The 25,325-nt window shown below is 65.3% G+C and carries 21 protein-coding genes and 6 pseudogenes; 7 read left to right on the forward strand and 20 right to left on the reverse strand.

The genetic code is table 11. The features are described from left to right. Positions 1-106: 106 nt before the first annotated feature. The 5 genes and pseudogenes from M5I08_RS19935 to fdxA all read right to left on the reverse strand — a co-directional run. Positions 107-2,074, reverse strand: a pseudogene (locus M5I08_RS19935) (APC family permease); the annotation flags it as partial. A 123-nt stretch (positions 2,075-2,197) separates the two neighbouring features. After that, positions 2,198-4,135: pseudogene (locus M5I08_RS19940) on the reverse strand (APC family permease); the annotation flags it as partial. A gap of 98 nt (positions 4,136-4,233) precedes the next feature. Further along, positions 4,234-5,756, reverse strand: a pseudogene (locus M5I08_RS19945) (acyl-CoA dehydrogenase family protein); the annotation flags it as partial. After that, positions 5,753-6,838, reverse strand: a complete 1,086-nt coding sequence (gene dapC / locus M5I08_RS19950; RefSeq protein WP_219070263.1) for a succinyldiaminopimelate transaminase — start codon at positions 6,836-6,838, stop codon at positions 5,753-5,755. The pseudogene M5I08_RS19945 and the gene dapC, both read right to left, overlap by 4 nt. Before the next feature lie 32 nt (positions 6,839-6,870). Next, positions 6,871-7,197 (reverse strand): ferredoxin, encoded by a 327-nt coding sequence (gene fdxA, locus M5I08_RS19955; RefSeq protein ID WP_219070258.1) that lies wholly within the window; start codon positions 7,195-7,197, stop codon positions 6,871-6,873. A gap of 191 nt (positions 7,198-7,388) precedes the next feature. Between fdxA and M5I08_RS19960 the strand changes: the two genes are divergently transcribed. Together M5I08_RS19960 and M5I08_RS27050 are read left to right on the forward strand one after the other, a co-directional pair. Further along, complete coding sequence (locus M5I08_RS19960; protein ID WP_219070259.1) at positions 7,389-7,955, forward strand: PadR family transcriptional regulator; 567 nt, start codon at positions 7,389-7,391, stop codon at positions 7,953-7,955. Continuing rightward, positions 7,870-8,283 carry an oxidoreductase gene (locus M5I08_RS27050; RefSeq protein WP_370328514.1) on the forward strand — a complete coding sequence of 138 codons (414 nt, stop codon included), beginning with the start codon at positions 7,870-7,872 and terminating at the stop codon, positions 8,281-8,283. Before M5I08_RS19960 ends, M5I08_RS27050 begins: the two co-directional genes overlap by 86 nt. Positions 8,284-9,323: 1,040 nt before the next feature. Here the strand turns inward: M5I08_RS27050 and M5I08_RS19970 are convergent. The 3 genes from M5I08_RS19970 to M5I08_RS19980 form a co-directional block, all read right to left on the reverse strand. Then, positions 9,324-9,527, reverse strand: a complete 204-nt coding sequence (locus M5I08_RS19970) for a hypothetical protein (RefSeq protein ID WP_219068112.1) — start codon at positions 9,525-9,527, stop codon at positions 9,324-9,326. Positions 9,528-9,646: 119 nt separating this feature from the next. Next, on the reverse strand, positions 9,647-10,444 hold the full coding sequence (locus tag M5I08_RS19975; RefSeq protein WP_249762928.1) for a 3-hydroxybutyrate dehydrogenase: 798 nt from the start codon (positions 10,442-10,444) through the stop codon (positions 9,647-9,649). Positions 10,445-10,466: 22 nt separating this feature from the next. Then, entirely contained in the window at positions 10,467-11,642 is a 1,176-nt protein-coding gene (locus M5I08_RS19980) for an alpha/beta fold hydrolase (protein WP_219068111.1), read from the reverse strand. 130 nt (positions 11,643-11,772) lie between these two features. Here M5I08_RS19980 and M5I08_RS19985 point away from each other — a divergent pair, with 130 nt between their 5' ends. The 4 genes and pseudogenes from M5I08_RS19985 to M5I08_RS20000 form a co-directional block, all read left to right on the forward strand. After that, a complete protein-coding gene (locus M5I08_RS19985; RefSeq protein ID WP_219068110.1) occupies positions 11,773-12,651 on the forward strand; it encodes an alpha/beta fold hydrolase in 879 nt (292 codons plus the stop codon). A 172-nt stretch (positions 12,652-12,823) separates the two neighbouring features. Next, entirely contained in the window at positions 12,824-13,120 is a 297-nt protein-coding gene (locus tag M5I08_RS19990; RefSeq protein ID WP_219068109.1) for an alpha/beta fold hydrolase, read from the forward strand. Between the two features lie 61 nt (positions 13,121-13,181). Beyond that, positions 13,182-13,559, forward strand: coding sequence for a helix-turn-helix domain-containing protein (locus M5I08_RS19995; RefSeq protein ID WP_219068108.1), 378 nt, complete (start codon positions 13,182-13,184; stop codon positions 13,557-13,559). A gap of 363 nt (positions 13,560-13,922) precedes the next feature. Further along, positions 13,923-14,219, forward strand: a pseudogene (locus M5I08_RS20000) (IS1634 family transposase); the annotation flags it as partial. Between the two features lie 120 nt (positions 14,220-14,339). On the opposite strand, the gene M5I08_RS20005 reads toward M5I08_RS20000, so the two are convergent. The 9 genes and pseudogenes from M5I08_RS20005 to M5I08_RS20050 all read right to left on the reverse strand — a co-directional run. After that, the gene (locus tag M5I08_RS20005; RefSeq protein WP_219068106.1) at positions 14,340-14,609 is read right to left on the reverse strand and encodes a hypothetical protein; all 270 of its coding nucleotides are present in this window, start codon (positions 14,607-14,609) and stop codon (positions 14,340-14,342) included. 48 nt (positions 14,610-14,657) lie between these two features. Next, positions 14,658-16,197 (reverse strand): annotated as a pseudogene (locus tag M5I08_RS27055) (acetate kinase). Between the two features lie 8 nt (positions 16,198-16,205). Next, positions 16,206-16,550 carry a hypothetical protein gene (locus M5I08_RS20020; RefSeq protein WP_219068105.1) on the reverse strand — a complete coding sequence of 115 codons (345 nt, stop codon included), beginning with the start codon at positions 16,548-16,550 and terminating at the stop codon, positions 16,206-16,208. After that, on the reverse strand, positions 16,502-16,915 hold the full coding sequence (locus M5I08_RS20025) for a hypothetical protein (protein ID WP_219068104.1): 414 nt from the start codon (positions 16,913-16,915) through the stop codon (positions 16,502-16,504). Before M5I08_RS20025 ends, M5I08_RS20020 begins: the two co-directional genes overlap by 49 nt. Then, the gene (locus M5I08_RS20030; RefSeq protein WP_219068119.1) at positions 16,912-17,592 is read right to left on the reverse strand and encodes a class I poly(R)-hydroxyalkanoic acid synthase; all 681 of its coding nucleotides are present in this window, start codon (positions 17,590-17,592) and stop codon (positions 16,912-16,914) included. The genes M5I08_RS20025 and M5I08_RS20030 overlap by 4 nt, the downstream gene beginning before the upstream one ends. 6 nt (positions 17,593-17,598) lie before the next feature. After that, positions 17,599-17,931, reverse strand: coding sequence for a hypothetical protein (locus tag M5I08_RS20035; protein WP_219068103.1), 333 nt, complete (start codon positions 17,929-17,931; stop codon positions 17,599-17,601). Continuing rightward, on the reverse strand, positions 17,928-18,761 hold the full coding sequence (gene fabG, locus M5I08_RS20040) for a 3-oxoacyl-ACP reductase FabG (protein WP_219068102.1): 834 nt from the start codon (positions 18,759-18,761) through the stop codon (positions 17,928-17,930). The genes M5I08_RS20035 and fabG overlap by 4 nt, the downstream gene beginning before the upstream one ends. Positions 18,762-18,819: 58 nt before the next feature. Continuing rightward, complete coding sequence (locus M5I08_RS20045) at positions 18,820-20,025, reverse strand: acetyl-CoA C-acetyltransferase (RefSeq protein WP_219068101.1); 1,206 nt, start codon at positions 20,023-20,025, stop codon at positions 18,820-18,822. A gap of 85 nt (positions 20,026-20,110) precedes the next feature. Further along, positions 20,111-20,744 (reverse strand): annotated as a pseudogene (locus tag M5I08_RS20050) (transposase family protein); the annotation flags it as partial. Positions 20,745-20,775: 31 nt separating this feature from the next. Between M5I08_RS20050 and M5I08_RS20055 the strand changes: the two are divergent. After that, a complete protein-coding gene (locus M5I08_RS20055) occupies positions 20,776-20,952 on the forward strand; it encodes a hypothetical protein (protein ID WP_219068121.1) in 177 nt (58 codons plus the stop codon). Positions 20,953-21,150: 198 nt separating this feature from the next. On the opposite strand, the gene M5I08_RS20060 is transcribed toward M5I08_RS20055, so the two are convergent. The 3 genes from M5I08_RS20060 to mshB all read right to left on the reverse strand — a co-directional run bounded on the left by M5I08_RS20060 (position 21,151) and on the right by mshB (position 25,307). Next, positions 21,151-23,721: a bifunctional FO biosynthesis protein CofGH gene (locus M5I08_RS20060; RefSeq protein ID WP_219068118.1), complete on the reverse strand. Its 2,571-nt coding sequence runs from the start codon at positions 23,719-23,721 to the stop codon at positions 21,151-21,153. Between the two features lie 98 nt (positions 23,722-23,819). Further along, positions 23,820-24,242: a hypothetical protein gene (locus M5I08_RS20065; protein WP_219068117.1), complete on the reverse strand. Its 423-nt coding sequence runs from the start codon at positions 24,240-24,242 to the stop codon at positions 23,820-23,822. A 147-nt stretch (positions 24,243-24,389) separates the two neighbouring features. After that, complete coding sequence (mshB, locus tag M5I08_RS20070) at positions 24,390-25,307, reverse strand: N-acetyl-1-D-myo-inositol-2-amino-2-deoxy-alpha-D-glucopyranoside deacetylase (RefSeq protein ID WP_219068100.1); 918 nt, start codon at positions 25,305-25,307, stop codon at positions 24,390-24,392. Positions 25,308-25,325: the final 18 nt, after the last annotated feature.

Raw genomic sequence — 25,325 nt, forward strand, 5'->3', positions numbered from 1 at the left:
TCCGGTTAGAGAAGTTCGGCGTCACACGAAGTGTAGCTACAGTCGTGGCTGACCGACCTGCGTGCTAGTCGGCTTCGGCGCACGACATCACCGCTTCATCGGCGGTTTCTCGGGTGATCCGCTCGGCGAGCACATCGGGGTCCGCCCGGGCGATGCGGGACTCGACGTCGTAGGGCACGATGATGGCCGTCGCGCCCTGGATTCGGCTGACAGCGCGGGCCATCTTGTCGGCGGTGCGGTCATGCAACAGCCTGCCTAGCAGCGCCGAATATGTTCGGCGTGGCAACAGCACCGTGACCTTGGTGTCGGGATATGCCCGTTTGACCTCCAAGACCAGCTCTTGTGCGACCCGGCTCAAATTACGATCGGGGCAGTCGATCACCCGCAGCCGGGTGTCGTGCTCGAAATGCTGCCAGCGATCCTGCAACTGGGCGGCGTGCTCTGCGTCGATCACGAAATGCACCGCGGTCAACTCGTCGGCGTGCAGCCCCTTGCCGTAGCGCAGCGCCTCGACCTCGGCTAGGTCGACCGAGTCCACGAATACGAACACCCGCAGCCGGGCGTGCTCGGCCAACTCCGGACGCTCGGTGCGCGACATCTCCAGCACCGAAGCCTCGGCGTGGTACTGCTGGTTCAGCCGTATCAGGCCATACACCAAGAAGGGGAAGACGACGACGACCAGCCAGGCGCCTTCGGTGAACTTGGCCACCACGAAGATCCCCACGACGATCGCCGACATGATCCCGGCGGACAAGTTGGCCAGCATCTGGCGCCGCCAGCCGCGATCGCGGTGGGTGTGGTGGTGTCGGCTCATGCCGAACCCGGCCATCGCGAAGGCGGTGAACACGCCGATCGCGTAGAACGGCACCAGCCTGTTGACCGAGGCCCCCGTCACCAGCAGCAGCGCCACCGCCAGCACGGCCAGCGTGATGACGCCGTTGGAGAACACCAGGCGATGACCACGCTTGGTCAGCGGCCGCGGCAGAAACTGGTCCTCGGCGACGAAACTCGCCAACGCGGGAAACCCGTTGAAACCGGTGTTGGCGCCGGTGAACAGGATCGCCGCGCTGGACGCCTGGACCAAGAAGTACAAGATGTTGCCGGTCACCCCCTGCCCGAAGACCGCCCGGGTGATCTCCGAGAGCATCGACGGGTATTCGTCCAAATACGGGGTGGCGTGGGTGACGACCGCGAGCCAGGCCACACCGGCCAGCAAGAACCCGAGAATGACGGCCATCAGGGTCAGCACCCGGCGGGCGTTGTAGCCCTGCGGCTCGCGAAAGGTGTTGACCGTGTTGGAAATCGCCTCGACACCGGTCAGCGACGTGCCGCCATTGGCGAAAGCGCGCAGCACCACCAGCACCGTGGCGCCCATCACCAGGCCACCGCCCTGATGGACCGGCACCGCACCCACGATGTGCTGCGGGTCGTATCTCGGCAGGCCCCAGAAGAGCTCACGGACCACGCCGGTCACGATCGTCAGCGTGATCATGATGACGAAGGAGTACGTCGCGATCGCGAAGTTCCGGCCCGACTGCCGCAGACCGCGCAGGTTGGCGACGCAGATCAGGATCACCACGCCGATCGTCAGTTCCAGGTGGTAGGGGCGCAGCTGGGGTATCGCCGAGACCACCGCGACCGTCCCGGCCGCGGGTTGCACCGCGGCGGTGACCACATAGTCGATCAACAGCGCCGCGGCGGCGATCTGCGCCCACCGGGACCCGAAGTTGTCCCGCGCCACCATATAAGAGCCGCCGGCCCGGGCGTAGGTCATCACGACCCCGCGATACGAGGCGGACACCAGCAACAAGATGAACAAGATGACGCCGATGATCGGAAGCAACAGCACGAACGCGGCCATCCCGGCACGCGGCAGCAGTTCGATCATGATCTGCTCTGGGCCATATGCCGTCGAGGAGATCGCGTCAGGTGAAAGCGCGCCGAGCGCAACAGGATTCGACAATCGCTCGGATTCCAGCTGCTCGCTGGTGAGCGGCTGGCCCAAAACGATGCGCTTCCATTTGTCGACGAAAGTCGGAGCGATGTCCGAGCTATTGTCCGATGTTGTCACCATGTCTCACTTCCTCGGTACTAGACAGCCTTGGGGCGAACATCATTTCGCGTAGGTCGGGGGCGACTCGGGCACGCCGGGAGGGGTAACCGCATCACCCGGCCGTGCTGACGGGTGCGCCGGCCCGTCGGCGCGGGAGTGCTCGATCCGAGACTCGATGTCGTAGACCACGATCTGCGCGCTCGCGCCGGGGATCCGGCTGACCGCTGCGGAGATCTTGTCGGCGGTGCGGTCATGCAGCAGCCGGCCCAACAGCGGCGAATAGCTGCGACGCGGCAGCAACACCGTCACCTTGGTGTGCGGGTGTTCGTGAATAGCTTGCGCCACCAGTTGTTGGGCGGCCCTGGTCAAGTTGCGATCCCGGCACTCGACCATCCGCAGCTCGGTGACGTGCCCGAAGTGCTGCCAGCGTCGTCGCAGCCGCTCGGCATGCGCCGAGTCCAACACGAAATGCACCGCCACCAACTCGTCGGCGTGCAGGCCGTCGGCGTAACGCATCGCCTCGACCTCGGCGAGGTCGACGTTGTCGACAAAGACGAACACCCGATGCCGGTCATAGCGGTCCACGTCGGGACGCTCGGTCAGCGACGTCTCCAGCACCGACGCCTCGGCCCGGTACTGGTGGTTGAACCGCATCAAAGCGAAAACCAGAATCGGGAAGACCACCACGACCAGCCAGGCGCCCTCGGTGAACTTCGCGATCGCGAAGATCCCCACCACGACCGTGGACAAGACGCCCGCCGAGAAGTTGGTCACCAGCTTGGATCGCCAGCCGGACCCACGATGGGTCAGCCAGTGTTTGCTCATCCCGTAGCCGGCCATCGAGAAGCCGGTGAACACCCCGATCGCGTAGAACGGCACCAGCGCGTTCAGCGATCCTCCGGTGAGCACCAGCAGCGCCACCGCCAGCACCGTCAGCGTGATGATGCCGTTGGAGAACACCAGCCGCTGACCGCGCTTCATCAGCGGCCGCGGCAAAAACTGGTCCTCGGCGACGAAACTCACCAACGCCGGAAACCCGTTGAAGCTGGTGTTGCCCCCGGTGTAGAGGATCAACGCGGTCGCCGCCTGCACCAAGAAGTAGAAGACCTGACCGATCACCCCGTTGCCGAACACCGCCCGGGCGATCTCGGACAGCATCGATGGATACCCTTCGGTGTAGGGGGTAGCGCGCGTCACGTGCGCCAGCCAGGCCACCCCGGCCAGCAGAAATCCGAGGATCGCGGCCATGATGGTCAGCACGCGACGGGCGTTGATGCCCTCGGGCCTGCGGAACGCGTTGACCGTATTGGAGATCGCCTCGACACCGGTCAGCGACGAGCCACCGTTGGCGAACGCGCGCAACACGATCAGCACCGTGGCGCCCATGACGATGCCGTTGCCGTGGCCGACGGGAATGGCTCCGTCGAGGTGCTCGGGGTTGTAAGTCGTCAAACCACCCGTGAATTCACGGATGACGCCCACGACGATGGTCAGCGACACCATCCCGACGAAGAAATACGTCGGCGCGGCGAAACGCACGCCGGCCTCGCGCAGGCCGCGCAGGTTGCCGAAACACATCACCAGCACGACGCCGACGGTGATTTCCAGGCTGTACGGGCCCAGGACGGGAAACGCCGAGGCCACCGCCACCGTTCCGGCCGCGCACTGCACGGCGACGGTCACCACGTAGTCGATCAACAGCGACGCCGCGGCGATCTGAGCCACCCGGGGCCCGAAATTCTCCCGGGCCACCACATAGGAGCCACCCGCGCGGGTGTAGACCATCACGACCTGGCGATAGGAGGCGGCCACCAGCACCAGAATCAACAGGATGACACCGGTGATCGGGAGCAGCAGCGCGAACGCGGCCAGCCCGGCGGCCGGCAGCAACTCGATCATGATCTGTTCCGAACCATAAGCGGTCGACGAGATCGCGTCGGGTGAAAGCACGCCCAGCGCAACAGGATTCGACAGTCGTTCGTGTTCCAGCTGGTCGTTGACCATCGGCTTGCCGAGAACAACCCGCTTAAACACGTCGGAAAAAGACGGCGCAATTCTCTGCTCGTCTACTAGTTTTGTCACACCACTTCCTTAGCAAGATCTTGCCGGCTCCGCAAAAGCGTACGTTGTGGTCTCCCATCGCGCGCGCTGAGCGCAGCCGAGCCGGGGATGTTGCGTTCTCAGCCGGTCACCAGCGAGCCCTCGACCAGCTCGTCAAACCCTTCTATCCCTTCTATCGCATCGTCACTCTGTCCGTCGATACCCCGCAGGCGTTCCTGGTCAGCGAGGTGACGCGAGGCATACAACCGGGCGACGAGGGCCTTGCGGTCGGCCTGGCGGGTGGCCCTCTCCCAGGCTGCCTGCTCGGTCAGCAAAGCCCCCGCATACACGTCGCCGATGAACCGGGTGAGCGGGAACAGCCGGGCCTCAGCAACCGCGCCGTCCAGCTTGCGCCAAGCCGTGATCGCCGCCCCCAAATCGTCGATGCAGCAGCGCACCAAGCGTGTCGTCGCGTCGTCGTCGGACACCGAAACCGCATCATGCAGACGCTCCAGCAAAGGCTGATGGGCATCAGAGCGCTCGATGCCCCGCCGTACGTCAAGACACAGGATATTGTCAGGACCTTCCCAGATGGTGTTGACCTGCGCGTCGCGGAGCAGCCGCGCGACGGGCCAGTTTTCGACATACCCGTTACCGCCGTGGACCTCGATCGCGTCCGACGCCATGGTGATGCCCAGCCGGCACACTTTCAGCTTCGTCACCGGCACGGCGATACGCTGAGGCGCCGCGCGGGGCTGACGGTGGTTGGCAAATCCGGTGCAGTCGAAGACCAGCGCTTGGGCAGCTTCGACGTCGACGATCATCTCGGCGAGTTTGCGGCGGATCAACGGCTTGTCGAGCAACGTGCCGCCGAATGCTTGCCGCTGCCGCGTGTAGCACAGCGACTCGACCAGGGCGCGGCGCGAGTTGCCGAGGGCGAACAGCGCGATGCCGAGCCGCGCCGCGTTGGTCAGTTCCATCATCCGGCCCAGCCCCTTGCCGTCGTGCAGACCGGTCTGGGCGTCCTGACCGCTCGGCTCACCGGACAGCAGGAACGTCGCCACACCGCGCCCGGAATCCGGCGCGCCCTCGGGCTTGGCCAGCACCACGAACACCTGCCCGTCGCAGTTGGACGCAAACCATTTGAAGCCATTAAGTAGCCACGTGCAGCCGTCCTCATCGTCGCCGCGGTCGCGTCGTGCCGTCGTCTCCAGGGCGCCGAGATCGGAGCCGCCGGTGCGCTCGGTCAACAGCTGAGCGGTCTCGCCCTCCCACTCGCCGGTCTCGAACTTGGCCAGGACATGCTCGCGAACATCGGCCGGCGCGTAAGCCGCGACCAATGACTTGACCATCCCGCCGCCGGTGCCCAGCGCGCAGCCCAGCCCGATGTCGGCCTGGTCGAGCAAATAGTTGGCGGCATACAGCGGCAGCGCCGGGTTGACGCGGGCGCGTCGCGCATCGTCTTTTAATGCCTTTGGCGCATCCAGCACTGCCCTTTTCGATTGGGTGAACGACGTCGGCTGGATGACCTGGCTGATGTCGTGGCCCCAGCGGTCGTACGCTCCAGCCGCGCAGGATTTCGGTCGGTCTGCTCGGCCCACCGCGCCACCGGGCCGCCCATCAATGCACCGATGCGCCTTAGATGGGCCACATTCGACGCTAGGACAAGCGCTCGGCGGCCGCAGCGATCCGCTCGTCGGTGGCGGTCAGCGCCACCCGGACGTGCCGAGCCCCGCGTGGGCCGTAGAACTCGCCGGGCGCCGCCAGGATGCCGCGCTGCGCCAGCCAGGTGACGGTGTCACGGCAAGGCTGGCCGCGGGTGACCCAGAGATACAGCCCGGCCTCGGAGTGGTCGACGGTGAAACCGGCTGAACGGAACGCCGCAAGCAACACGTCGCGGCGTCGGCGGTAGCGGTCGCGCTGCTCATGCTCGTGGGGGTCGTCGTCCAGGGCGGCGACCATCGCCGCCTGCACCGGTGTGGGCATCATCATCCCGGCGTGTTTGCGCACCGCCAGCAGCTCGGCGACCAGAGCCTGGTCCCCGGCGACGAAGCCGGCCCGGTAACCGGCCAGCGAAGAGCTCTTGGACAGCGAGTGCACCGCCAGCAGACCGGTGTGGTCACCGTCGCAGACCGAGGGATGCAGGATCGACACCGGCTCGGCGTCCCAACCCAGGCCCAGGTAGCACTCGTCAGAGGCCACCAGCGCGCCGCGCTCTCGAGCCCAACCGACGACTTTACGCAAATGATCGACGCCCAGCACCTGCCCGGTCGGATTGCTCGGCGAGTTCACATAGACCAACGCGGGCGATTGCGGACCGAGCTGGGTCAGCGAATCGGCGTAGAGCACCCGAGTTCCGGCCAGCCGGGCACCGACGTCGTAGGTGGGGTAGGCGAGCTCGGGCACCACCACCAGGCTGTCGGCGCCTAAGCCCAGCAGCGTCGGCAGCCACGCGATGAGCTCTTTGGTGCCGATCACCGGCAGCACCGCCGCCCCGGTCAACGCGGTCACGCCGTAGCGACGCTCCAGCGCAGCGACGGCCGATTGGCGAAGTTCCGGGGTGCCCGCAGTGGTGGGGTATCCCGGTGCGCCGCTGGCTGCGGCGAGCGCGTCGCGGATCACCGGCGCCACCGGGTCGACCGGCGTGCCGACGGATAGGTCGACGATGCCGTCCCGGTGCGACGCGGCCAGCGCCGTCGCATCGGCCAGGGTGTCCCAGGGGAACACCGGCAACAGAGCTGACACGGCCGACGCTGGCCGGCGGTTCACCAGGGTGCTCAGTCGCCCTCACCTTGCGGCGGCAGATCCTTGACGACCTGGGGGTCGTTCTCGGTCAAGCCGACTTTGGCCGCGCCACCGGGCGATCCCAGTTCAGCGAAGAAGTCCGCATTGATCTGCGTGTACTGATTCCACTGCTCGGGCACATCGTCCTCGTAGTAGATCGCCTCGACCGGGCAGACGGGCTCGCAGGCGCCACAGTCCACGCATTCGTCGGGGTGTATGTAGAGCATCCGTGCGCCCTCATAGATGCAGTCGACCGGGCATTCCTCGATACATGCCTTGTCCTTGATGTCGACGCAGGGTTCGGCGATCGTGTACGTCACGAAGGTCTCCTCCATGTGTGTCCGTGGCCCGGGGAAGTACGCCCGGATTGGTGGTTTTGCTTCCCGGGGGTGAAGGTCCGTTGATTACTGACACTAGACGTTGCACATACAACGCAACTACCGGGGCGGCTATGCGCGCTAGCGCAGCGCAACTAGTTGCATAGCGCCACGGCGGTGCTTATCCTGCGCGGGTGGCACTACCGCACGCGATCCTGGTGTCGTTGTGCGAACAGTCCGGCTCCGGCTACGAGCTCGCACGCCGGTTCAACCGCTCGATCGGCTATTTCTGGAGCGCCACCCATCAGCAGATCTACCGCACGCTGCGGGCGATGGAAGACGACGGCTGGGTCGTCGCGACTCTCGTCATCCAGCGCGGCCGACCGGACAAGAAGGTCTACACCGCCTCCGACGCCGGCCGCGCCGAACTGGCCCGCTGGATCGCCGAGCCGATGAGCGGACGCGGCGGAGCGCTCAGCGATACCCGCGCCCGTGACGTGGCCGTCAAGCTGCGCGGCGCCGCTTACGGCGACACGGCTGCGCTGCGCACGCAGATTTCTGCGCTGCGCGCCGAACGTGCCCAGTCGTTATGCGTATCACCCGCTTTCGGTGAGCGCGTCGTCGATCAAGGCCACGATCAACCCGTTTCGCCCGCGTCGGCTCTCGTCACGCGGGGTGCAGAGCACGATCGACGACTTCGTGCGCTGCGCGCAGCTCGCCCGCGATGCCGGCTACGACGGCGTCGAAATCATGGGCAGTGAAGGCTATTTGATCAACCAGTTCCTGGCGCCGCGTACCAATAAGCGCAACGACGCCTGGGGCGGTACGCCGGAGAAACGCCGCCGCTTCCCGGTCGAGATCATCCGCCGCACCCGGGCGGCGGTCGGATCCGACTTCATCAACGTAATCGTCGTCACGCAGCTCGCTGACCGGTGTCAAGGTGGCGTGCTCGCGGTGCCACGGGTACTGGTTGTGCAGCACCATCGACCAGCGGTGCAGCGCCTCCAATTCGGGGATCTCCTCGTAGCAGTCGATGATCTCGGCGTAGCTGAAGCGGGGGAAGTCGGGATCGTATTCCTGCAGCCGTAGCGTCTGATTGGCCCGGTCAGAACACAACTCGGCGACCGTGGGAATGACGGCCGACAGTTTGGTGGCGTGGCTGCGACGATGGCTGAACACGTCGAAGAGAATTTTATAGATTCGGTCCTCGGTCTCCGCGTCCCACCGCGCGGCCAGTTTGGGATAGGTGTCCCGCACCGCCGAAACCTTGGTCTCCCGGTCCCGCCAAGGTGTCTGTATCGGCACGAACACGTCGTCGCGACGACGCGGCAGGTCGGCCCACCGGGTCGGTTGGACCTCGTACATGGTGATGACGAACCTGTTGGCCCAGAACAGGTTCAGCGCCATGTCGCGCATCAACCCGAACTTGGTCCGGTACCGCCCGGCCGCGATGCGATCGAAGATGTCGGTCCCCGTCGGCGCCTTGGCGCCGAAGTCGCGCTCGACGACGCCGTCCAGCTGCTGCAAGGTGTTGAGCGTCGAAAAGTCAAGCTCTGGAAAGCAATTGGCGGGAAAGACGATTTTACCGTGCCGGTTTACTTCCATGTCACGCATTGTCGCTCGCCTCCTCAGCAACGGGTGAAATCGTTATTACCGGAAAGCCGGCGGGCGGCGCGGAGGCGCTGCTGCAGAAGACAGATGTGCATACCGCCTTCGATTGGCCATACCTGCACCCTATAGGCGGCCCGCCATGAGACCACCCGTGATTTTTCCGTTCCGGCCTGGCCTTAAGGAGACGCCTTCGGCTTTGGTGTCGATCTCGGCTTGGTCGCGATGGTAGGTGAAGCTGGTGTCGGTAATTGTGGTGTGAAAGTGCTTGCCCATCTTGTATTTCGCCAGGGCCTTGCGATCGCTTTGGCGATCCGGGGGGGGCGCGCAGCGCGCTAATCCGCCCGTAGTCGATGGCGGCACCGGAATCGTCGCTCAGCTCGTGCAGCGTCGATGCGCGCGGAGGTGATCATGCCGGGAGCCGCGGGAACGCCCACCTTCTTTGGTGCTGTGAGTCGTGGGTGTTGTGGTAGCTGGGGTGGAATCCGCACCTTCGGGTGGGGTTTTCACCTGCCGTCTTGTTACTTCACGGCTTCGCGAGCGGCCTTGATGTAGAAGCTGCTGAGGTCTTGGACGAAGTTCGCATGGGTGTTCGCCAGGGCGCTTACGCAGTCGAGTTGGCTGTGGCTGGCCAGGGACTTTTCGAAGTCGGCCATGTTCTGCAGCGTCTTCTCGTAGGTGTCGAGCGAGGCCTGACCGGATTCGCTGGGGTCCCCTCCACCCACGGCAATGTGCCATCGGCAGCCGGGCGTGCGCATCCTCGACTAGTGTTAATGAAGACCGCGCCGGAAGCTGCTGTCCGGCAACGGATCTCCTATATATCGCCGCTGTGAGCGGCGCGACTTCAGTGAGCTGTCCAGCCGCCGTCAATGCATAGCGACGCACCGGTGATCAGAGCAGCCTGCTCGGAGCAGAGATAGGCTGCCAGCTCGGCAACTTCGTCTACCTCGACGAGCCGCTTTATCGCACTTTCAGCAAGCATGACCTGGTTGATAACGTCGGATTCGGGAATTCCTCGACTCGCGGCTTGGGCTGCGATCTGTTTCTCCACCAGCGGTGTGCGAACATACCCTGGGTTGATGCAGTTCGATGTGACGCCTTTCGGGCCACCCTCCAATGCCGCCACCTTCGACAATCCCTCAAGCCCGTGCTTGGCGGCGACATACCCGCACTTAAACGGTGAGGCGCGCAACCCGTGCGCCGACGAAATGTTGATAATGCGGCCGTATCCAGCAGCGTACATCCGTGGAAGTGAGCGTTGGATCAATCGAAACGGAGCTTCTATCATCAGCCGCAGCAGCGCGGCGAACTTGTCGGGTGGAAACTCCTCGATCGGTGCGATGTGTTGAAAACCGGCATTGTTGACGACGATTTCTGCAGTTACGTCGAGTTCGTCGAGCACCCGAGGGTCAGTCAAGTCGGCCGCACGGGCGGTACCACCGATAGCCTGCGCTGTGGACATCGCCACGTTTTCGTCGAGGTCGATCACCGTTACCGCCGCTCCTGCCCGAGCCAACCTGACTGCACAGGCGCGGCCGATACCGCTGCCACCACCGGTGACCACTGCCGTGCGTCCGGTCAAATCGACACCTGCGGCCGCCATTGCGGCGGTGCGACTTTGTTCAGTGGTTTGTTCGGGCATGATGATCCGACGCGAAGGTTGGTTACGACCGACGCGCGATGTCCGCGAAGACCGCCGCCCAGTGCTCGTCGAGCGCATGGCGACCCATGAACAAGCCCAGATGTCCGGCTGAAGCAAGCCGGCGAGTGACGTCGTGGGGGTCGGTCGACACGTGCTTTTCAAGGGCCCAAACCTGTTCGGCCGGCGTGATGTGGTCGCGGTCGCCGGCGATCAAATAAATCGGACATCGAATGCGGCCAAGATCTACCCTTTCCCCGGCCACCCGCAGCGTTCCCCCGGCAAGCTCGTTGCGGACAAACAGGTGCTTCACGATCCACAGATAGAACGCGCCGCTGATGTCCTGCGTGTGCTCGAACCAGTCAGCGAATTTGGCGTAACGGGCGAGCTCGTCCTCGCGGGGCGCGTTACCGAGCAGCTGGGCCAGCCGCTCGAACTGACCGGCGGGCTCCATCGACTTGAACCCGGCAAGCTGGTAGCGGCCCGGCCAGATTCCGCCATTCACGGCGACCATCATTCGGTGGGCGGGAATGTCGAAATTCAGGCTCGACAACGCGAGCCACTGCTGTAACTGCGGTTTTCCGCGTTTCGTGTCGATCGGTGCACCGGCAACGGCCAGTGTGTGCACCTTCTTGGGGTGCATCGCTGCGAAGATGGTGCCGAGCCATCCACCCTGGCAGTCACCCACCAGGTTGACCCGTCCCCCAAGCTGGTCAATCGCTTCGGAGATGACCGCCAGGTAGTCCTCGACGGCCGTATTTCTTGTTCCGTGAGTTGCACCGATCCAATCCAGCGAAGCCACTCTGCCGATTCCGGCTGATTGGACCGTTTGGATCTGGCTCTGCCCATCAGCAAAGTCGACGATGCACGAATCGTGGCCGGCTTGCGGCGGTAGCACCAGAACCGGCACGCCCCGCGACCGCGGATTGATGCTGAAATCCCGCAGCCGCGCGATCGGCCACACCCGGACGATGTTGTGCGCCGTCGACCATGTCGGTGGTTTCCGCTCGAAAGCCGACCGCGTCCAGCGGTTGAACGTATCAAGCAGATCGGCCGGGGTCGCGCCCTGCTCGGCCATAGAACTCGTGAAGCGCGCGGCCCCGACCGCCGCTGCGCTGTACACCTGCGCAGGCGCCCTCATGTAGGTGCTGACGATGCCGCCATCCGCCAGACTGTCTTGCAGCGTTCGGTGTAGCGTCATCAGATCAACGTAGCTTGTCGGTTGAAAGTGCGCGGGCGTGATCCGGCCCGCTGACAGCGTCGGCGGTGACATAGGCCACCCTGACGCGACCTTTGATGACGCTCCTCGATGAGCAGGTGCACACCCAAAGATGCGATACAAGACCTACGACGTTCCGGTCGATGGCGGCAATCTGAAGATCGGCAGATGGGGTGATGGCGGTGAGGTAGTCCTCGCCGCACACGGTATCACCGGAAACCACCTCCACTTCGCCGCGCTCGCCGATCAACTCATCCCCGACTTCACGGTGGTTGCACCGGACCTACGCGGGCGAGGTCGCAGCAGTCAAATCGTCGGGCCGTTCTCAGTGACGGCCCACGCCGATGACCTCGTCTCGGTGCTCAACTTTCTCGGGATCGAGAAGGCCACCGTCGTCGGGCACTCGATGGGCGCTTTCGTCGCAATCCTCTGCGCTGACCGCTACCCGGATCGGGTGCGAAACCTGGTACTAGTCGACGGTGGTATCCCACTGGAGATCGGGACGATTGCCCGGCTGCCGGTCGATCAACGGCTTGCCTGCCTGATCGGACCCGCGCTCGACCGCCTACGCCTGACGTTCGATTCCGTGGCGAGCTATCTCGATTATTGGCGGCGGCACCCGGCGCTCGTCGACGCCTGGAACACACACATCGAAAAGGCAATGGTGTACGACCTCGGTGGCCAGCCTCCGACACTGCGGTCAACGGTGCGTGAGGACGCGGTCATCGCAGACGCAGAAAGCGAGTTCGACCGTGACCAATTCGATCGTGCCCTGAAACGACTGACGGTGCCGGCAACCCTTCTGCGTGCGGAGCGCGGAGTCCTGAACCAGACTTCGCCGCTCTACCCCGAAAGCACCATCAAGATCTGGCTTGGTGCGGTGCCGGCACTGCGCAGCGTGACCATCCCGACAGTGAACCACTACACGATCTTGCTGACCAAACGTGGCGTCGAAGCGGTGTCAGACACCCTCGAACGATCGCGGCGATGACGTGGCGGGCAGAGCTTTAGCGAGATTCCGGTGTGGCTGCCTTCTGTGCCCCTACGATTGATCAGGTACAAGCGGAACCATCAAGCAAGGCAGTGTATTGGCGTACCGATCGGTCACATCCGTTGATGGCACGCGTCTGCGGGCGTGGGATAACGATGGCCACGGAATTCCCGTGCTGATCTCCAACGGGCTTGGCACTCCGCACGATGCGTGGCCGGCTATCAACCGGAGCACCGACACCTATTGGGTGATGACGTGGGATCATCGCGGTCTCGGCGGATCGGAACGCCCCTCCGACGAGTCGCGGATCAACATCTCGGACCACACCGACGACTTGTTCGCGGTGATGGACTCCTACGGCATCGAACGGTCGGTGGTCATCGGGTTCCACAAATCGCAGGAACGTCAACTTGAAGGCGGCAAGCAGCCTGCGCGCGGGGCTGTGCATGCACGACGGATCCACCGGTGATGGATTACGTTGCTGGAGAACGAGTCCAGTTGGGCGTACGCCACCACGGTAATCTGGAGGCGTGAACAAGCAACGGCCACGTAGTGTGTTGGGCGCTCTCATTCGCCAGCAGCGTGAACTAGCCGAGCTGCCGATGCGGGAGTTCGCCAAGGTGGTGGGAATATCGAACCCATATCTCTCCCAGATCGAGCGCGGACTGCGGGCACCGTCGGACGCCGTGTTGGAGTCGATCGCCGAAACGCTCGACACCTCAGCCGACGAGCTGTACAGAATGGCGGGTTTTGTCGAACGGCCCGCCTCGTCTGATGACGAATCCGCCGACCTCGGTGCCGCCATCGAAGCTGCGATGGAACTGACGTCAGCGCAGCGGCGGGCCATGCTCGAGATCTACCGAAGTTTCCTGGACGCAAACATCGTTCGCCGCACCCGCGCCGAATAACGCCTGCGCTTCCGGTAAGCAAGTGAAAACCCCCACCGCTCCGGTGGGATTCCACTTGCGCGGTCACCCAGTCGGACTGGCTGTTGCTGGCCCTGTTGCTGGCCGCAGCCTGTTTACGTACAGCCCAATAGTTCGTAGGTCCTATTTCGGGGTTGCGCGGAGCGCATACGCTGGTCGGAGCCTTGGAGAGGCGCTCGAACGGCGAATTCCTGTAGGCACACGAGCTCGGGCGTGTCGCTGGATTTCACTAGTGGATATGTGATAGCGGTGTAGGTGCGTAGCTGCGGGAGACGAAGCGGCGCAACCTAACTCGCGCCGCTTCGGCGGGGCGTGGGTGCTGGATCAACTGTGGGAGCGGTTCGGCGTCGGCGCGACGAGCTGGTCGGCTCCCTGAAGGGCAAGCCCGGGCTGCGACGGTTGTTGCGGCGCACCCCGACCGGGCGTCTGCGCATCGACCGCGCCACCGCCGCATGCGAAGCCCACTACGACGGCAAGTGGCTGCTGCGGACCTCCGTGCCCACGGACCTCCGTGCCCACGTCCAATTGTGTTGGCTGGCACTGCTTCTCATCCATGCGGAAATCCGCACCGGCGACACCTGGCGCAACCTGCGTCACGAACTTGACCGCATGCACCTGGTCACCCTCGCCACCGCGGACGGCCACCGGCGCGGGCACGCCCGTGCTATCTGCCGGGCGCTTCTTTGGTGCTGTGAGTCGTGGGTGTTGTGGTAGCTGGGGTGGAATCCGCACCTTCGGGTGGGGTTTTCACCTGCCGTCTTGTTACTTCACGGCTTCGCGAGCGGCCTTGATGTAGAAGCTGCTGAGGTCTTGGACGAAGTTCGCATGGGTGTTCGCCAGGGCGCTTACGCAGTCGAGTTGGCTGTGGCTGGCCAGGGACTTTTCGAAGTCGGCCATGTTCTGCAGCGTCTTCTCGTAGGTGTCGAGCGAGGCCTGACCGGATTCCTTGGCCAGCTGGATCAGCTTCTCGTTGAGCTCGCGGATTCGGTTAGCGGTCTCTTCGAAGGTGTTCGTGTTGTTTGCGGTTGCCATCTCAACTCCTTAGATAAGGCGGTGTATATCGGATGATTAGCAGTTTAGCTAATACGTCGCTAAACGGCAAATCAGGACTTTGAGCTGGCTGATCCTGTCCTGACTCACACGAAAAGGCCAGGCGGCGCGGGCTATCGCCAGTTCTTCGTTGGTCGGCACCACCAAAACCGTGGTCTTCGAGTCGTCGGTGGAGATCACCCGCGCTCCGCGGTCGCGGGACCGGTTGCGCTCGGGATCGACTGCGATGCCGTAGCCTTCCAGACCCGATAGCGAGTCTTCTCGCACGTTGGCCGCATTCTCGCCGACCCCGGCGGTGCAGGCGATCGCGTCGACGCGGCCCAAGACGAAGACGTACGCGCCGATGTATTTGCGCAGCCGGTGGATGTAGACGTCATAGGCCAGCTGCGCCGCCTGCGAACCGGCCTCCATCCGGGCACACAACTGGCGAAAGTCGTTGACACCGCAGAGTCCTTTGAGCCCGGAATTCCGGTTGAGCAGCTCGTCGAGCTGCTCAACGGTGGTCCCCGCGGTGCGATGAAGGTGCATCAGGATGCCGGGGTCGATGTCTCCGCAGCGGGTGCCCATCACCAGGCCTTCCAGCGGGGTCAGCCCCATCGAGGTCTCGACCGCCTCCCCGCCGCGCACCGCCGAGACCGACGCCCCGTTGCCGAGGTGCAACACGATCGTATTCAGCTGGCTCAGATCGCTGCCCAGGACCGTCGCTACCTCGCCCGGCGACGTATTCGTGCGAGGTGCCGTGGAACCCGTAGCGGCGAATACCGTAGTTTTCCGCGGTATCCCGGTGGATCGCGTACGTCGCCGCGGCGTCCGGCAGTGTGTGGAAGAACCCGGTGTCGAACACGGCGACGTGCGGTATGCCCGGAAAATCCTTGCGCGCGATTTTGATGCCGATCGCGTTCGCCGGATTGTGCAGCGGCGCCAAGTCGGAGAGCCGCTCGATCTCTGCCAGCGTCGCATCGGTGATCAGCGTCGGCTCGTGAAACAACTTCCCGCCGTGGACATCGCCCAGCTGCTCGGGGTCGCACCGGTTGGCGATAATTGCGGCGGTGCGCGCGTGCACGGCAGTTATTTCGGTCAAACACCGCTGGGCAATCTGTGAGATGGCCTGGGGGCTGCGGCTGTGGCCGTTGATGGCCAGCACCACCGGTGCCCCGAGGTTCGCCGCGATGCGCGCGTTGACGCTCAGCGCAATCGGGTTGATGATGTCGGTGTAGTCGCTTCCGATGACGAGCACGGCATCGCATTGGTGGGCGACCTCGTGATATTTCGCGACGATCTCGCTCAGCGCGGCCTCGGGATCTTCGTGCACCTGTTCATAGGTCACTCCCAGGCACTGGCCGTAGTCGTCGAGGGTGGCGGTGGCGTGCTCGAGCATCAGCTCGAGGAGGTCGTCAGCTTTATCGGTGGACCGCACGATCGGCCGGAATACCCCTACCCGCGCGGCCGACGCGGCCAGTAGGTGCAATAGTCCCAAAGCGATGGCGGACTTGCCGGTGTCGGCCTCCGCGGATGCGATGTAGATGCTCGACGTACCGGTGGGCGCGGGGGAGAGATTGGGTTCGGCCATAGTATCGGTTATATCTCTCGCACATAACGCCCTGGTGCAGGATCCCCGGCGGGATGGGCGCGGCTGCCGAGGCTGTCGGGCGCGGGCACAGGTTCTCCCGAGCGCGCGGTCAGCCACTGCGCCCAGTGCGGCCACCATGAGCCGTCGTGCCCGGTGGCGCCGGCCAGCCAGGCGTCGGCGTCGGGACCCGCTGCGGGGCCGGCGTGATAACTGGCGCGCGGTTTGCCGGGCGGGTTGACGATCGTCTGGATGTGCCCGATGGAGGTCACCACCACCTCGCTGGCGCCGCCGAGCAGATGACTGGTCAGGTAGCAGGGCCTCCACGGGGTGATGTGGTCGGTGTGCCCGGCCACGATGTAGTTGTCGCAATCGACCTTCGACAGGTCGATCGGGGTGCCAGCATCGTCAGCGCGCCCGTGCTGGCGGCGTTGGTGGCATACAGTTCGATGAAGTCATGGTCGAACGCGGCGGGGAGGTTCGTCGAATCGGCGTTCCACGCAGGGATGTCGAACGCCGGCGGGTCCTCGCCCATCAGCCAGTTGTTGACCACATAGTTGAAGATGAGCTCGTTAGGCCGCATCCAGGCGAAGTTCGCCGCCATGGTCTTCTGGTCGTAGAGCCGTTTCGCGGCAGCGTCCTTGCTCAGCTGCCGGCGCGCCCGCTCGGTGGACAGCGCCAAGATCAGGCTGGGTTCGCTGGTGTCGACCATGGTGATCATGAACGCGGCCGCGTGTACGCCGCTTGGCCGGCCGCGGCAAGGTGTCCCAGCATCAGCGCGGTCGTCAATCCGCCGGCGCAGGCTCCCAGCACGTTCGCGTCGTCGGCGCCGCTGATTTCGTGCACGATGTCCAGGGCCCGCAGTTGGGCGGCGACGTAGTCGGCCATGCTCCATCCGCCGTGCTCCGGACGTGGGTTGCGCCAGACGATCGTGAAAAACGAGATTCCTTGCGCGATGGTGTATTCCACCAGACTTCTCCCAGGCGCCAGGTCGAGGAAGTAGTGCTTGTTCACTTCTGGCGGCACCATCAGCAGCGGCCGGGAATACACCGTGGACGTCGTCGGAGAGTATTGCAGGAGTTCGAACATCTCCTCGCGGTACACGACGGCGCCTGGTGTCGCGGCCAGGTTCTCGCCGACGACGAAGCCGCTGGTGTCGACCTGTGCGGGCATGCCGCGATTGAGGATCAGGTCGCCGACGAAGTTCCGGGCGCCGCGCAGCAGACTCGCTCCGCCCGTCTCGAAGGCGCGTTTCATCGCTGCGGGGTTGCCGGGCAACAGATCGGTCGGCGCGGTCAGCGCGGTCAACATGTTCGTCGCGTACCGCACGCGGGAACGTTCACGCTCGTGCAGGTCCGCGTCCTCGACCAGCCTGCCGACCGTCTCACACCAGGCCAGGTAGACCTAGGCCAACCGGTTGTACAACGGGTTGTCCCGCCAGGCCGGATCACTGAACCGCTGGTCCTTCGCCGGCAGCTGCCGGTCACCGATTCCGACAGCGATCCGGACCCACTCGACCAGCAGTGGCAAAGTCTCCCGCGCCAGCAGCCAGGGACTGGCGATCTCCCGCAGCGCACTCAGCAGGTCATACGGATCGGCGCGGCCCAACGCCTCCGCGCCACCCGCAGCTGTGTCCACCAATTCGGCATCCACAATGTCGCCGCCTTCTGTTACGAAGTTGTCGGGAAAGTCCGCGATCGAGGAGAACCGATCCGCTTCGTCGACGCTGCTTCTCACATGTCGAGGCCGCCGTTGACCCCCCACACCTGGCCGGTGATGTAGGAGGACGCGTCGGCGGCGAGGAAGTGCACCACCCGGGCGATCTCTTCGGGTCGCCCAAGGCGGCCAACCGGAATCTGGCCCTTGATCTTCTCGAGCACCTTCGCGGGCATCGCCGCGACCATCTCGGTGGCGATGAAACCAGGGGTCACGGTGTTGACGGTCAGCCCGATCCCGTCCTCGGTGTTCTTGCCGGCCCTGGCCAGCTGGAACGCGGCCTCCTTGGCCAGGGTCTTGGTCAATCCGAACAGCCCCGACTTCGAGGCCGAATAGTTGGCCTGCCCGACGTTGCCGGTTTCGCCGACGACGGAAGAGACGTTGATGATCCGGCCGCTGCCCCGCTCGACCATGTGCGCCAGCGCGGCCTGGGCCATGAAGAACGCCCCGGACAGGTTCACCGCCAGCACGGTGTACCAGTCCTCGTCGGTCATCTTGGCCACCGTCTTGTCGATGGTGATGCCGGCGTTGTTGACCAGGATGTCGAGCCGTCCGTGCTGCTCGAGGACCTCACCGACAGTGCGCCGGCAATCCTCGGCAGATGCCACGTTGCCGTGGTACAGGCTGGGCCGCACCCCTAGCAGTTCCTCGTAGTCGTCAGCAAATGCCTTGGCGCGCTCGACGTTATGACCGTAGCCTGCCGCTACTGTCGCGTGCTGGTTGCCCAGGCTCTTGCAGATCGCCGCGCCGATGCCGCGAGTGCCGCCGGTCACGAAAGCAACTCGGCCGCGCAGCTTCTCGCCGCCGCCACGCCACGAGGCGTCCTGCTGCTCGGCGTCCAAAGTGGTCATGGCACATCACCTTTCACTAACCGTTTCCTATCTGTCGCTGGTTTGTCATTGACGCCAGCTACTGCTTGGGTACCCGCACCACCAGCGCGTCGCCCTGGCCGCCGCCGCCGCACAGCGAGGCTGCGCCCACCCCGCCGCCGCGGCGCTTGAGCGCGAGCGCCAGGTGCAGCACCAGCCGCGCACCGGACATACCCAGCGGATGTCCCATCGCGATCGCCCCGCCGTCGACGTTGACCTTTTCCTCGTCGATCTTCAGCTCACGCATCGACTGGATCGCCACGGCGGCAAAGGCTTCGTTGATCTCGGCCAGATCCAGGTCCGCCACCGAAAGTCCCTCGCGGCGTAGCGCAAGCAGGGTGGCGTTGGCGGGCTGCGACTGCAGTGTGGAGTCTGGCCCGGCCACCGTGCCGTGCGCGCCGATCTCGGCCAGCCACGGCAGGCCCAGTTCCTCGGCCTTGGCCCGGCTGGTCACCACGACCGCGCACGCAGCGTCGGAGATTTGCGAGGCCGAGCCGGCAGTGATGGTGCCGTCGGGGGCGAAGGCCGGACGCAGTTTGGCCAGCGACTCCACGGTGGTCTCGGGGCGCACGCCCTCATCGGTGTCGACCACCAGCGGATCGCCCCGCCGCTGCGGTATCTGCACTGGAGCAATCTCCTCGGCGAAGCGGCCCTCCTTCTGCGCGGCCGCCGCCAGCTGGTGCGAACGGGCCGCGAACGCGTCCTGCTGCTCGCGGGTGATGCCCAGCCGCGGGTTCTGCTTGTCGGTCAGCGCGCCCATCGCGTCATTGGTGAAACTGTCCCACAGCCCGTCGTAAGCCATCGAGTCCACCAGCTTCGCGTCGCCGTACTTGAAGCCCTCCCGTGACTTCGGCAGCAGGTGTGGTGCGTTGGTCATCGACTCCATGCCACCGGCGACCACGATGTCGAACTCGCCGGCGCGGATCAGGTGGTCGGCCAGGGCGATCGCATCCAGCCCGGACAGGCAGACTTTGTTGATCGTCAGCGCGGGCACCGTCATCGGGATCCCCGCCTTGACCGCGGCCTGGCGAGCGGGGATCTGCCCCTCACCGGCCTGCAGCACCTGCCCCATGATCACGTACTGCACGCGGTCGGCTGGTACTCCGGAGCGCTCCAGCGCCGCCTGGATCGCCAGGGCGCCCAGCTCGACGCCGGTGAATCCTTTCAGTGCGCCGAGTAACCGCCCGATGGGGGTGCGAGCCCCCGCAACAATGACCGAACCGGGTGGATCGAAATGAGTTGTCATCTGCTGCTCCTTGGGTTTTCCGTGCGGCCGGTGAGTGGTCGCCAGTGTCTCACGATAAAACCCACACCGTTGCATTGAGGTTTTCTCAGTAGTGTCCCCTTTGCAGGGTTGATAGTACGACCGCGGCTGCGACGATCTGGCCGATTCTGTTCGGGCACAGGCGGACTCGGCGAAGGCATCGCCAGCGTCCCTTTGAGTTCGGCGTTGGCGCGTTCCCCGATCGCCGGTACCGCGGTGAGCAATGTGTTGTAGCTGCGGTTCGCGACGTCGAGGTCACGGCCCTTGACCGGGGTATGCACCCCGATCCCGGAACCTTCGTATCCCTGGTCCGCCAACGTCGGTAATCCCTCGCCGGCCGCTTTGTACAGCACGCCCAGGCAGTGCATGCGAGCGGCGGTGATGTCGTGCGTGCTGCCCGGCTCGACCTCGCTGGACCACACCGGGAACCCAGCGGGGTCGGCCAGTATCTGCACGTTGCCGCCCTGAGTCTTGTGCTTGCCCGAGTACCACCGGTGATGGCCGACCTCGGTGCGCTCGTTCACCCGGTCGATCTCGACCAGCGTCGCGTCCAGCGTGACGTGCGACCAGCCTTCCCGCTTCGCCTGGTCGAGCACGTCGTGCAGGTCAGGAGCCTGCTCGGCGATCACGTCGATCGGCTCGTGCAGATACCGGTAGGAGGTGGAGATCGGCAGCCCGGCCTCCAACGCAAGCAGCCGGATCGGGGGATATCGGCAAGAAGGACCTCAAGGCGTGCGGGCGCCCAGCCCGAAGGGCAAGCGGTCTCGCCGCCAGGAGATCCGCACGTTCGCCACGACCACCAATGCGCCGCTGGAGCTGCGGGACTGGCTGGTCGCCGAGCAGGTCAGCCTGGTGGTGATGGAAGGGACCGGAGATTACCGGCAGGGCGCGTTCTACCTGCTAGCTTAGCTAGACGCTAAGCGTGCCATCAAGCAAGGCACCGAGCTGGCGGCGCGGCTATAGCGGGGTTGACTGCGGTGCAATGGCAACTAGTCACGTCGACCGCCTCCCCTTCGACAGCGCGTCTACGCCGCGAGCATGCACAGACTGTCACAGTTGGCGGCGTGTCGGCGTACAAACACGCACGCTCGCGGAAATGGGGGGACTCTACGCTGCGAGCGGGCTGTACGTCGTGGTGCGCTGGCGGGCCGGGCGGCCGATGCCCTCCGCGATCGCGATCAATTCCGCCGCGGTCTTGGCCGATCCATGTTCGGAGCCGGCCATCCGCGAAATGGTCTCCTCCATCAGCGTGCCGCCCAAATCGTCCGCCCCGCCGTTGAGCATCACCTGTGTGCGCTCGACGCCGAGCTTGACCCAACTGGTTTGGATATGAGAAATCCTGCCGTGCAACATGATTCGTGCCAGCGCGTGCACGGCGCGGTTGTCGCGGTGGCTGGGCCCCGGCCGCGCCGCACCGGCGAGGTACAACGGCGAGTTCTGGTGCACGAACGGCAGCGGCACGAACTCGGTGAAACCCCCAGTGCGATCCTGGATGCCGCGCAACACGTTGAGGTGTCCGACCCAGTGCCGGGGGTTGTCGACGTGCCCATACATCATCGTCGAGGATGACCGCAGTCCGACCTCGTGCGCTGTCGTCACGATCTCGATCCACATCGAGGTGGGCAGCTTGCCCTTGGTCAGCACCCAGCGGACCTCGTCGTCGAGGATCTCAGCGGCGGTGCCGGGGATGGTGTCCAGTCCCGCCTCGCGCAGGCTGGTCAGCCAATCGCGAATACTCAAGCCGCTCTTGGTCACACCGCTGGCGATCTCCATCGGCGAGAACGCGTGTACGTGCATAGACGGCACCCGCGCCTTGACGGCGCGCACCAGGTCGGCGTAGCCGGTGACCGGCAGCTCGGGATCGATACCACCTTGCATACATACCTCGGTGGCACCGGCGACGTGGGCCTCCCACGCACGCTCGGCGACCTCGGCCGTCGACAGCGAGTAAGCATCGGCGTCGCCCTTGCGCTGAGCAAAGGCGCAGAACCGGCAGCCGGTGTAGCAGATGTTGGTGAAGTTGATGTTGCGATTGACCACGAATGTCACGTCGTCACCCACCACGTCGTGGCGCAACGAATCTGCCAGCGCGGCAACAGCATCCAGCGCCGGACCGTCGACGGTGGCCAATGTCAGATACACGGCGTCGGTGCAACCGGCCGGATCACGTTCAGCAGCGCGCAAGGCTGCGCGGACATCAGTGTCAATGCGCTCGGGCACCCGGGCCGCCAACTCGTGCACCTTGGAGCGGATCGAGTCCCAGTCCCCGAATGCGCTGTCCAAGTCGCTACGGGCCTCGGCGTTGCGACCTTCGGTGTCGACGGCCGCGTTCAAGTCCACCCGGCCGGACGACAGCACCTCGTCCGGCTCCTGCCACGGCATGCCCACCGGACGCACGTCGCGGGCCAGCCCGGTGGCCGGATCGGCCAGCGCTGCGACGTGGCCGCGGACCCGCGGGTCGATCCAGGCTGCCCCGGCCAGTACATATTTGGGCTGTGCGGTCAGCCGCTCCACGAGGTCGTAGCCCGCCGCTTCGGTGACGGCGCCGAGCTCGTCGAGTGCCGGCCACGGCCGCTCGGGGTTGACGTGATCGGGTGTCAGCGGGGAGACGCCGCCCCAGTCGTCGACACCCGCGGCGACCAGCGCCAGACACTCGTCGGCCGACACCAAGTTCGGCGGCGCCTGGATGCGCATGCCCGGACCGAGCACCAGGCGGGCCACCGCCACCGTGGCCAGGAAGTCGTCGATACCGGCGTCCGGAGTAGACGCCATCGCGGTGTGTTCCTTGGCGCGGAAGTTCTGCACGATGACTTCCTGGACGTGCCCGAACTCCTTGTGCGACTTACGAATAGCATGCAGTGTCTCGGCACGCTCGGGCAGCGTCTCGCCGATGCCGACGAGCAGACCGGTAGTGAACGGTATGGATAACCGGCCCGCGTCGGTCAGCGTGCGCAGCCGAACCGCCGGATCTTTGTCGGGGCTGCCGTAATGCGCCAGGCCCTTCGTCTCGAACAGCCGCCGCGACGTCGTCTCCAGCATCATTCCCATCGACGGCGCCACCGGCTTGCACCGCGACAACTCCGACCAGCTCATCACGCCGGGGTTCAGGTGCGGCAACAACCCGGTTTCCTCCAGCACCCGGATCGCCATCGCTCGCACATAGGACAACGTGGAGTCGTAGCCGCGCTCGTCCAGCCACTCCCGCGCCTCCGGCCACCGATCCTCGGGCCGATCACCGAGAGTGAATAACGCTTCCTTGCAACCGAGTTCGCCGCCGCGGCGGGCGATGTCGAGGATTTCGTCGGGTTCTAAAAACATCCCCGCGCCCTGGGCACGCAACTTGGGCGGCACCGTGACAAACGTGCAGTAGTGGCAGGTGTCGCGGCATAGACGGGTCACCGGGATGAACACCTTGCGCGAGTAGCTGATAGGCAGCCGGCCACCAGCGCCACGCCGTCCGGCCGATTCCAGGCCGGCATCGCGTACCCGCGCCGCGCTGTGACACAGATCTTCAAGGTCATCACCGCGGGCGGCCATCGCGACGGCCGCCTCGTCAACATTCAGCGCCGCCCCGTCGCGGGCGCGCCGCAACACCCGGCGCGTCGCGGAGGCACTCGGCGACGGCGGCAGCGACGGGGTGGGCAGTAGCGTCGGCTCTTGCCCCAGGGTCAGTGGCACGGTGGTGTAACTTCCGCCCGGCTGGATTTCATCCACGCACCCCACCCGTGTCCAACCCCGACGCGTGCCATGTGCGCAACAGTAGCGTCCAGCTCCCGTCAGCGGGCGCCTGGCTCTTGGCGGCGCCACAGCACCCACCCCGGCGGCAACACGCCCGCCGCGAGCAGCAGCAACGGGCCGTAGGCCATCACTCCGGGCCCACCGAATAGAACATCGCCGCCCGGACCTCCACCGCACATCGCGAGGACGGTCAGCAGCCACGTCCACAACGGCAACGCCGCCATTCTCGCTGATGTGGCCCATCGCCCGGCAGCCCAAACCAGGGCCGCGTTGACCAGACCGCTGACCAACGCGCTGATCGGAAATGGAATTGAACCGATATAGGCCGGCAGCAGCAGGGCACCGGCCACTGCGGAGAGAATCCCGTCGACGGCGAGTAACGCCAGGATGACGAATCGAATCGCTGGATCCGTTACGACGATGTCGTCAACGCGCGCGACGCGCGGCTTGGTCGCGGTCAGGTCGGGACGCTGTCCAACTGCGACACGTTAGACATGAGCACCCACTGGAAGCTGTCCAGTCGGTCCCGCCAGTGTTGTTCGTTCTGGTCCAAATCCGGATCCATGACTCTTCCTTTTTGGTCCTCGCGGGCTCGCCTGCTCCGAAGCCTACCGCGCGACGGGGTTGGTGAGGTCGAGTCCGGCGAGTAGATCGGTCTCCCAGCCGCGCCCATCGCGGTCTCCCGCGACGCCGGCAGCCAGGATGTAGTGCTCCTGCGTGACGATGGGCAGGGCGAAGTTATTCGACAACGCGAACGCCCGGCCGGTCGGGCCGACGGTCAACTGGGTGGCGTGCGCGGCCAGCGCCGCCTGCTTGGCCGGCAGCGCGTCCGGGTCGTCGATCACGGCGTCGATCTCTTCATCGGGGTAGCCGAGTTCCTGAAAAGCGGAGTAGTCGCCGCCGGACGGCGGAATCACCCACTCGGACCGCATGTCGGCGGGGCCGAGCGCCTCCCAGCCTGCGGCGAATGCGCTTCTGGCGATGACCGTCCAGTACAGCTTCGGCGCCGACCACCGCGCGCCCGGGTAGTCGTCGGCCCCGGCCGCGGCCACTGCTGCTGTGGCGACGACATGGGCCTGCACATGGTCGGGATGTCCGTATCCGCCGTTGGGGTCGTAGGTCACCACGACATGCGGCCGCAAGGTGCGAATGAGCGCGACCAGCGCGCCGACGGCTTCGCGGTCATCGGCATCGCAGAACCGTTCGTTGCCGAGCCGCGGTTCGGTGCCGGCCATGCCCGAATCACGCCAGCGGCCCGGACCGCCCAGGAAGATCGGCGCGGGCACACCCAGGGCTTGCAGCGCCGCGGTGAGTTCGCCGATGCGGTAGCCGCCGAGTTGGTCGGCGCGGTCGGCGGCCAGCTGTGCCCAACGGTCGCCGACGACCTCGCCCTCTTCGCCGAGGGTGCAGGTGACGACATGCACCTGCGCCCCGCGGGCGACGTAATGGGCGATGGTGGCGCCGTTGGTGATGGTCTCGTCGTCCGGATGGGCGTGGACGAACAACAGCCGTGGCGTCTCCTGCATGGAGCCACCATACCGGTG

Source organism: Candidatus Mycobacterium methanotrophicum (assembly GCF_023515995.1).
Lineage (GTDB): Bacteria > Actinomycetota > Actinomycetes > Mycobacteriales > Mycobacteriaceae > Mycobacterium > Mycobacterium methanotrophicum.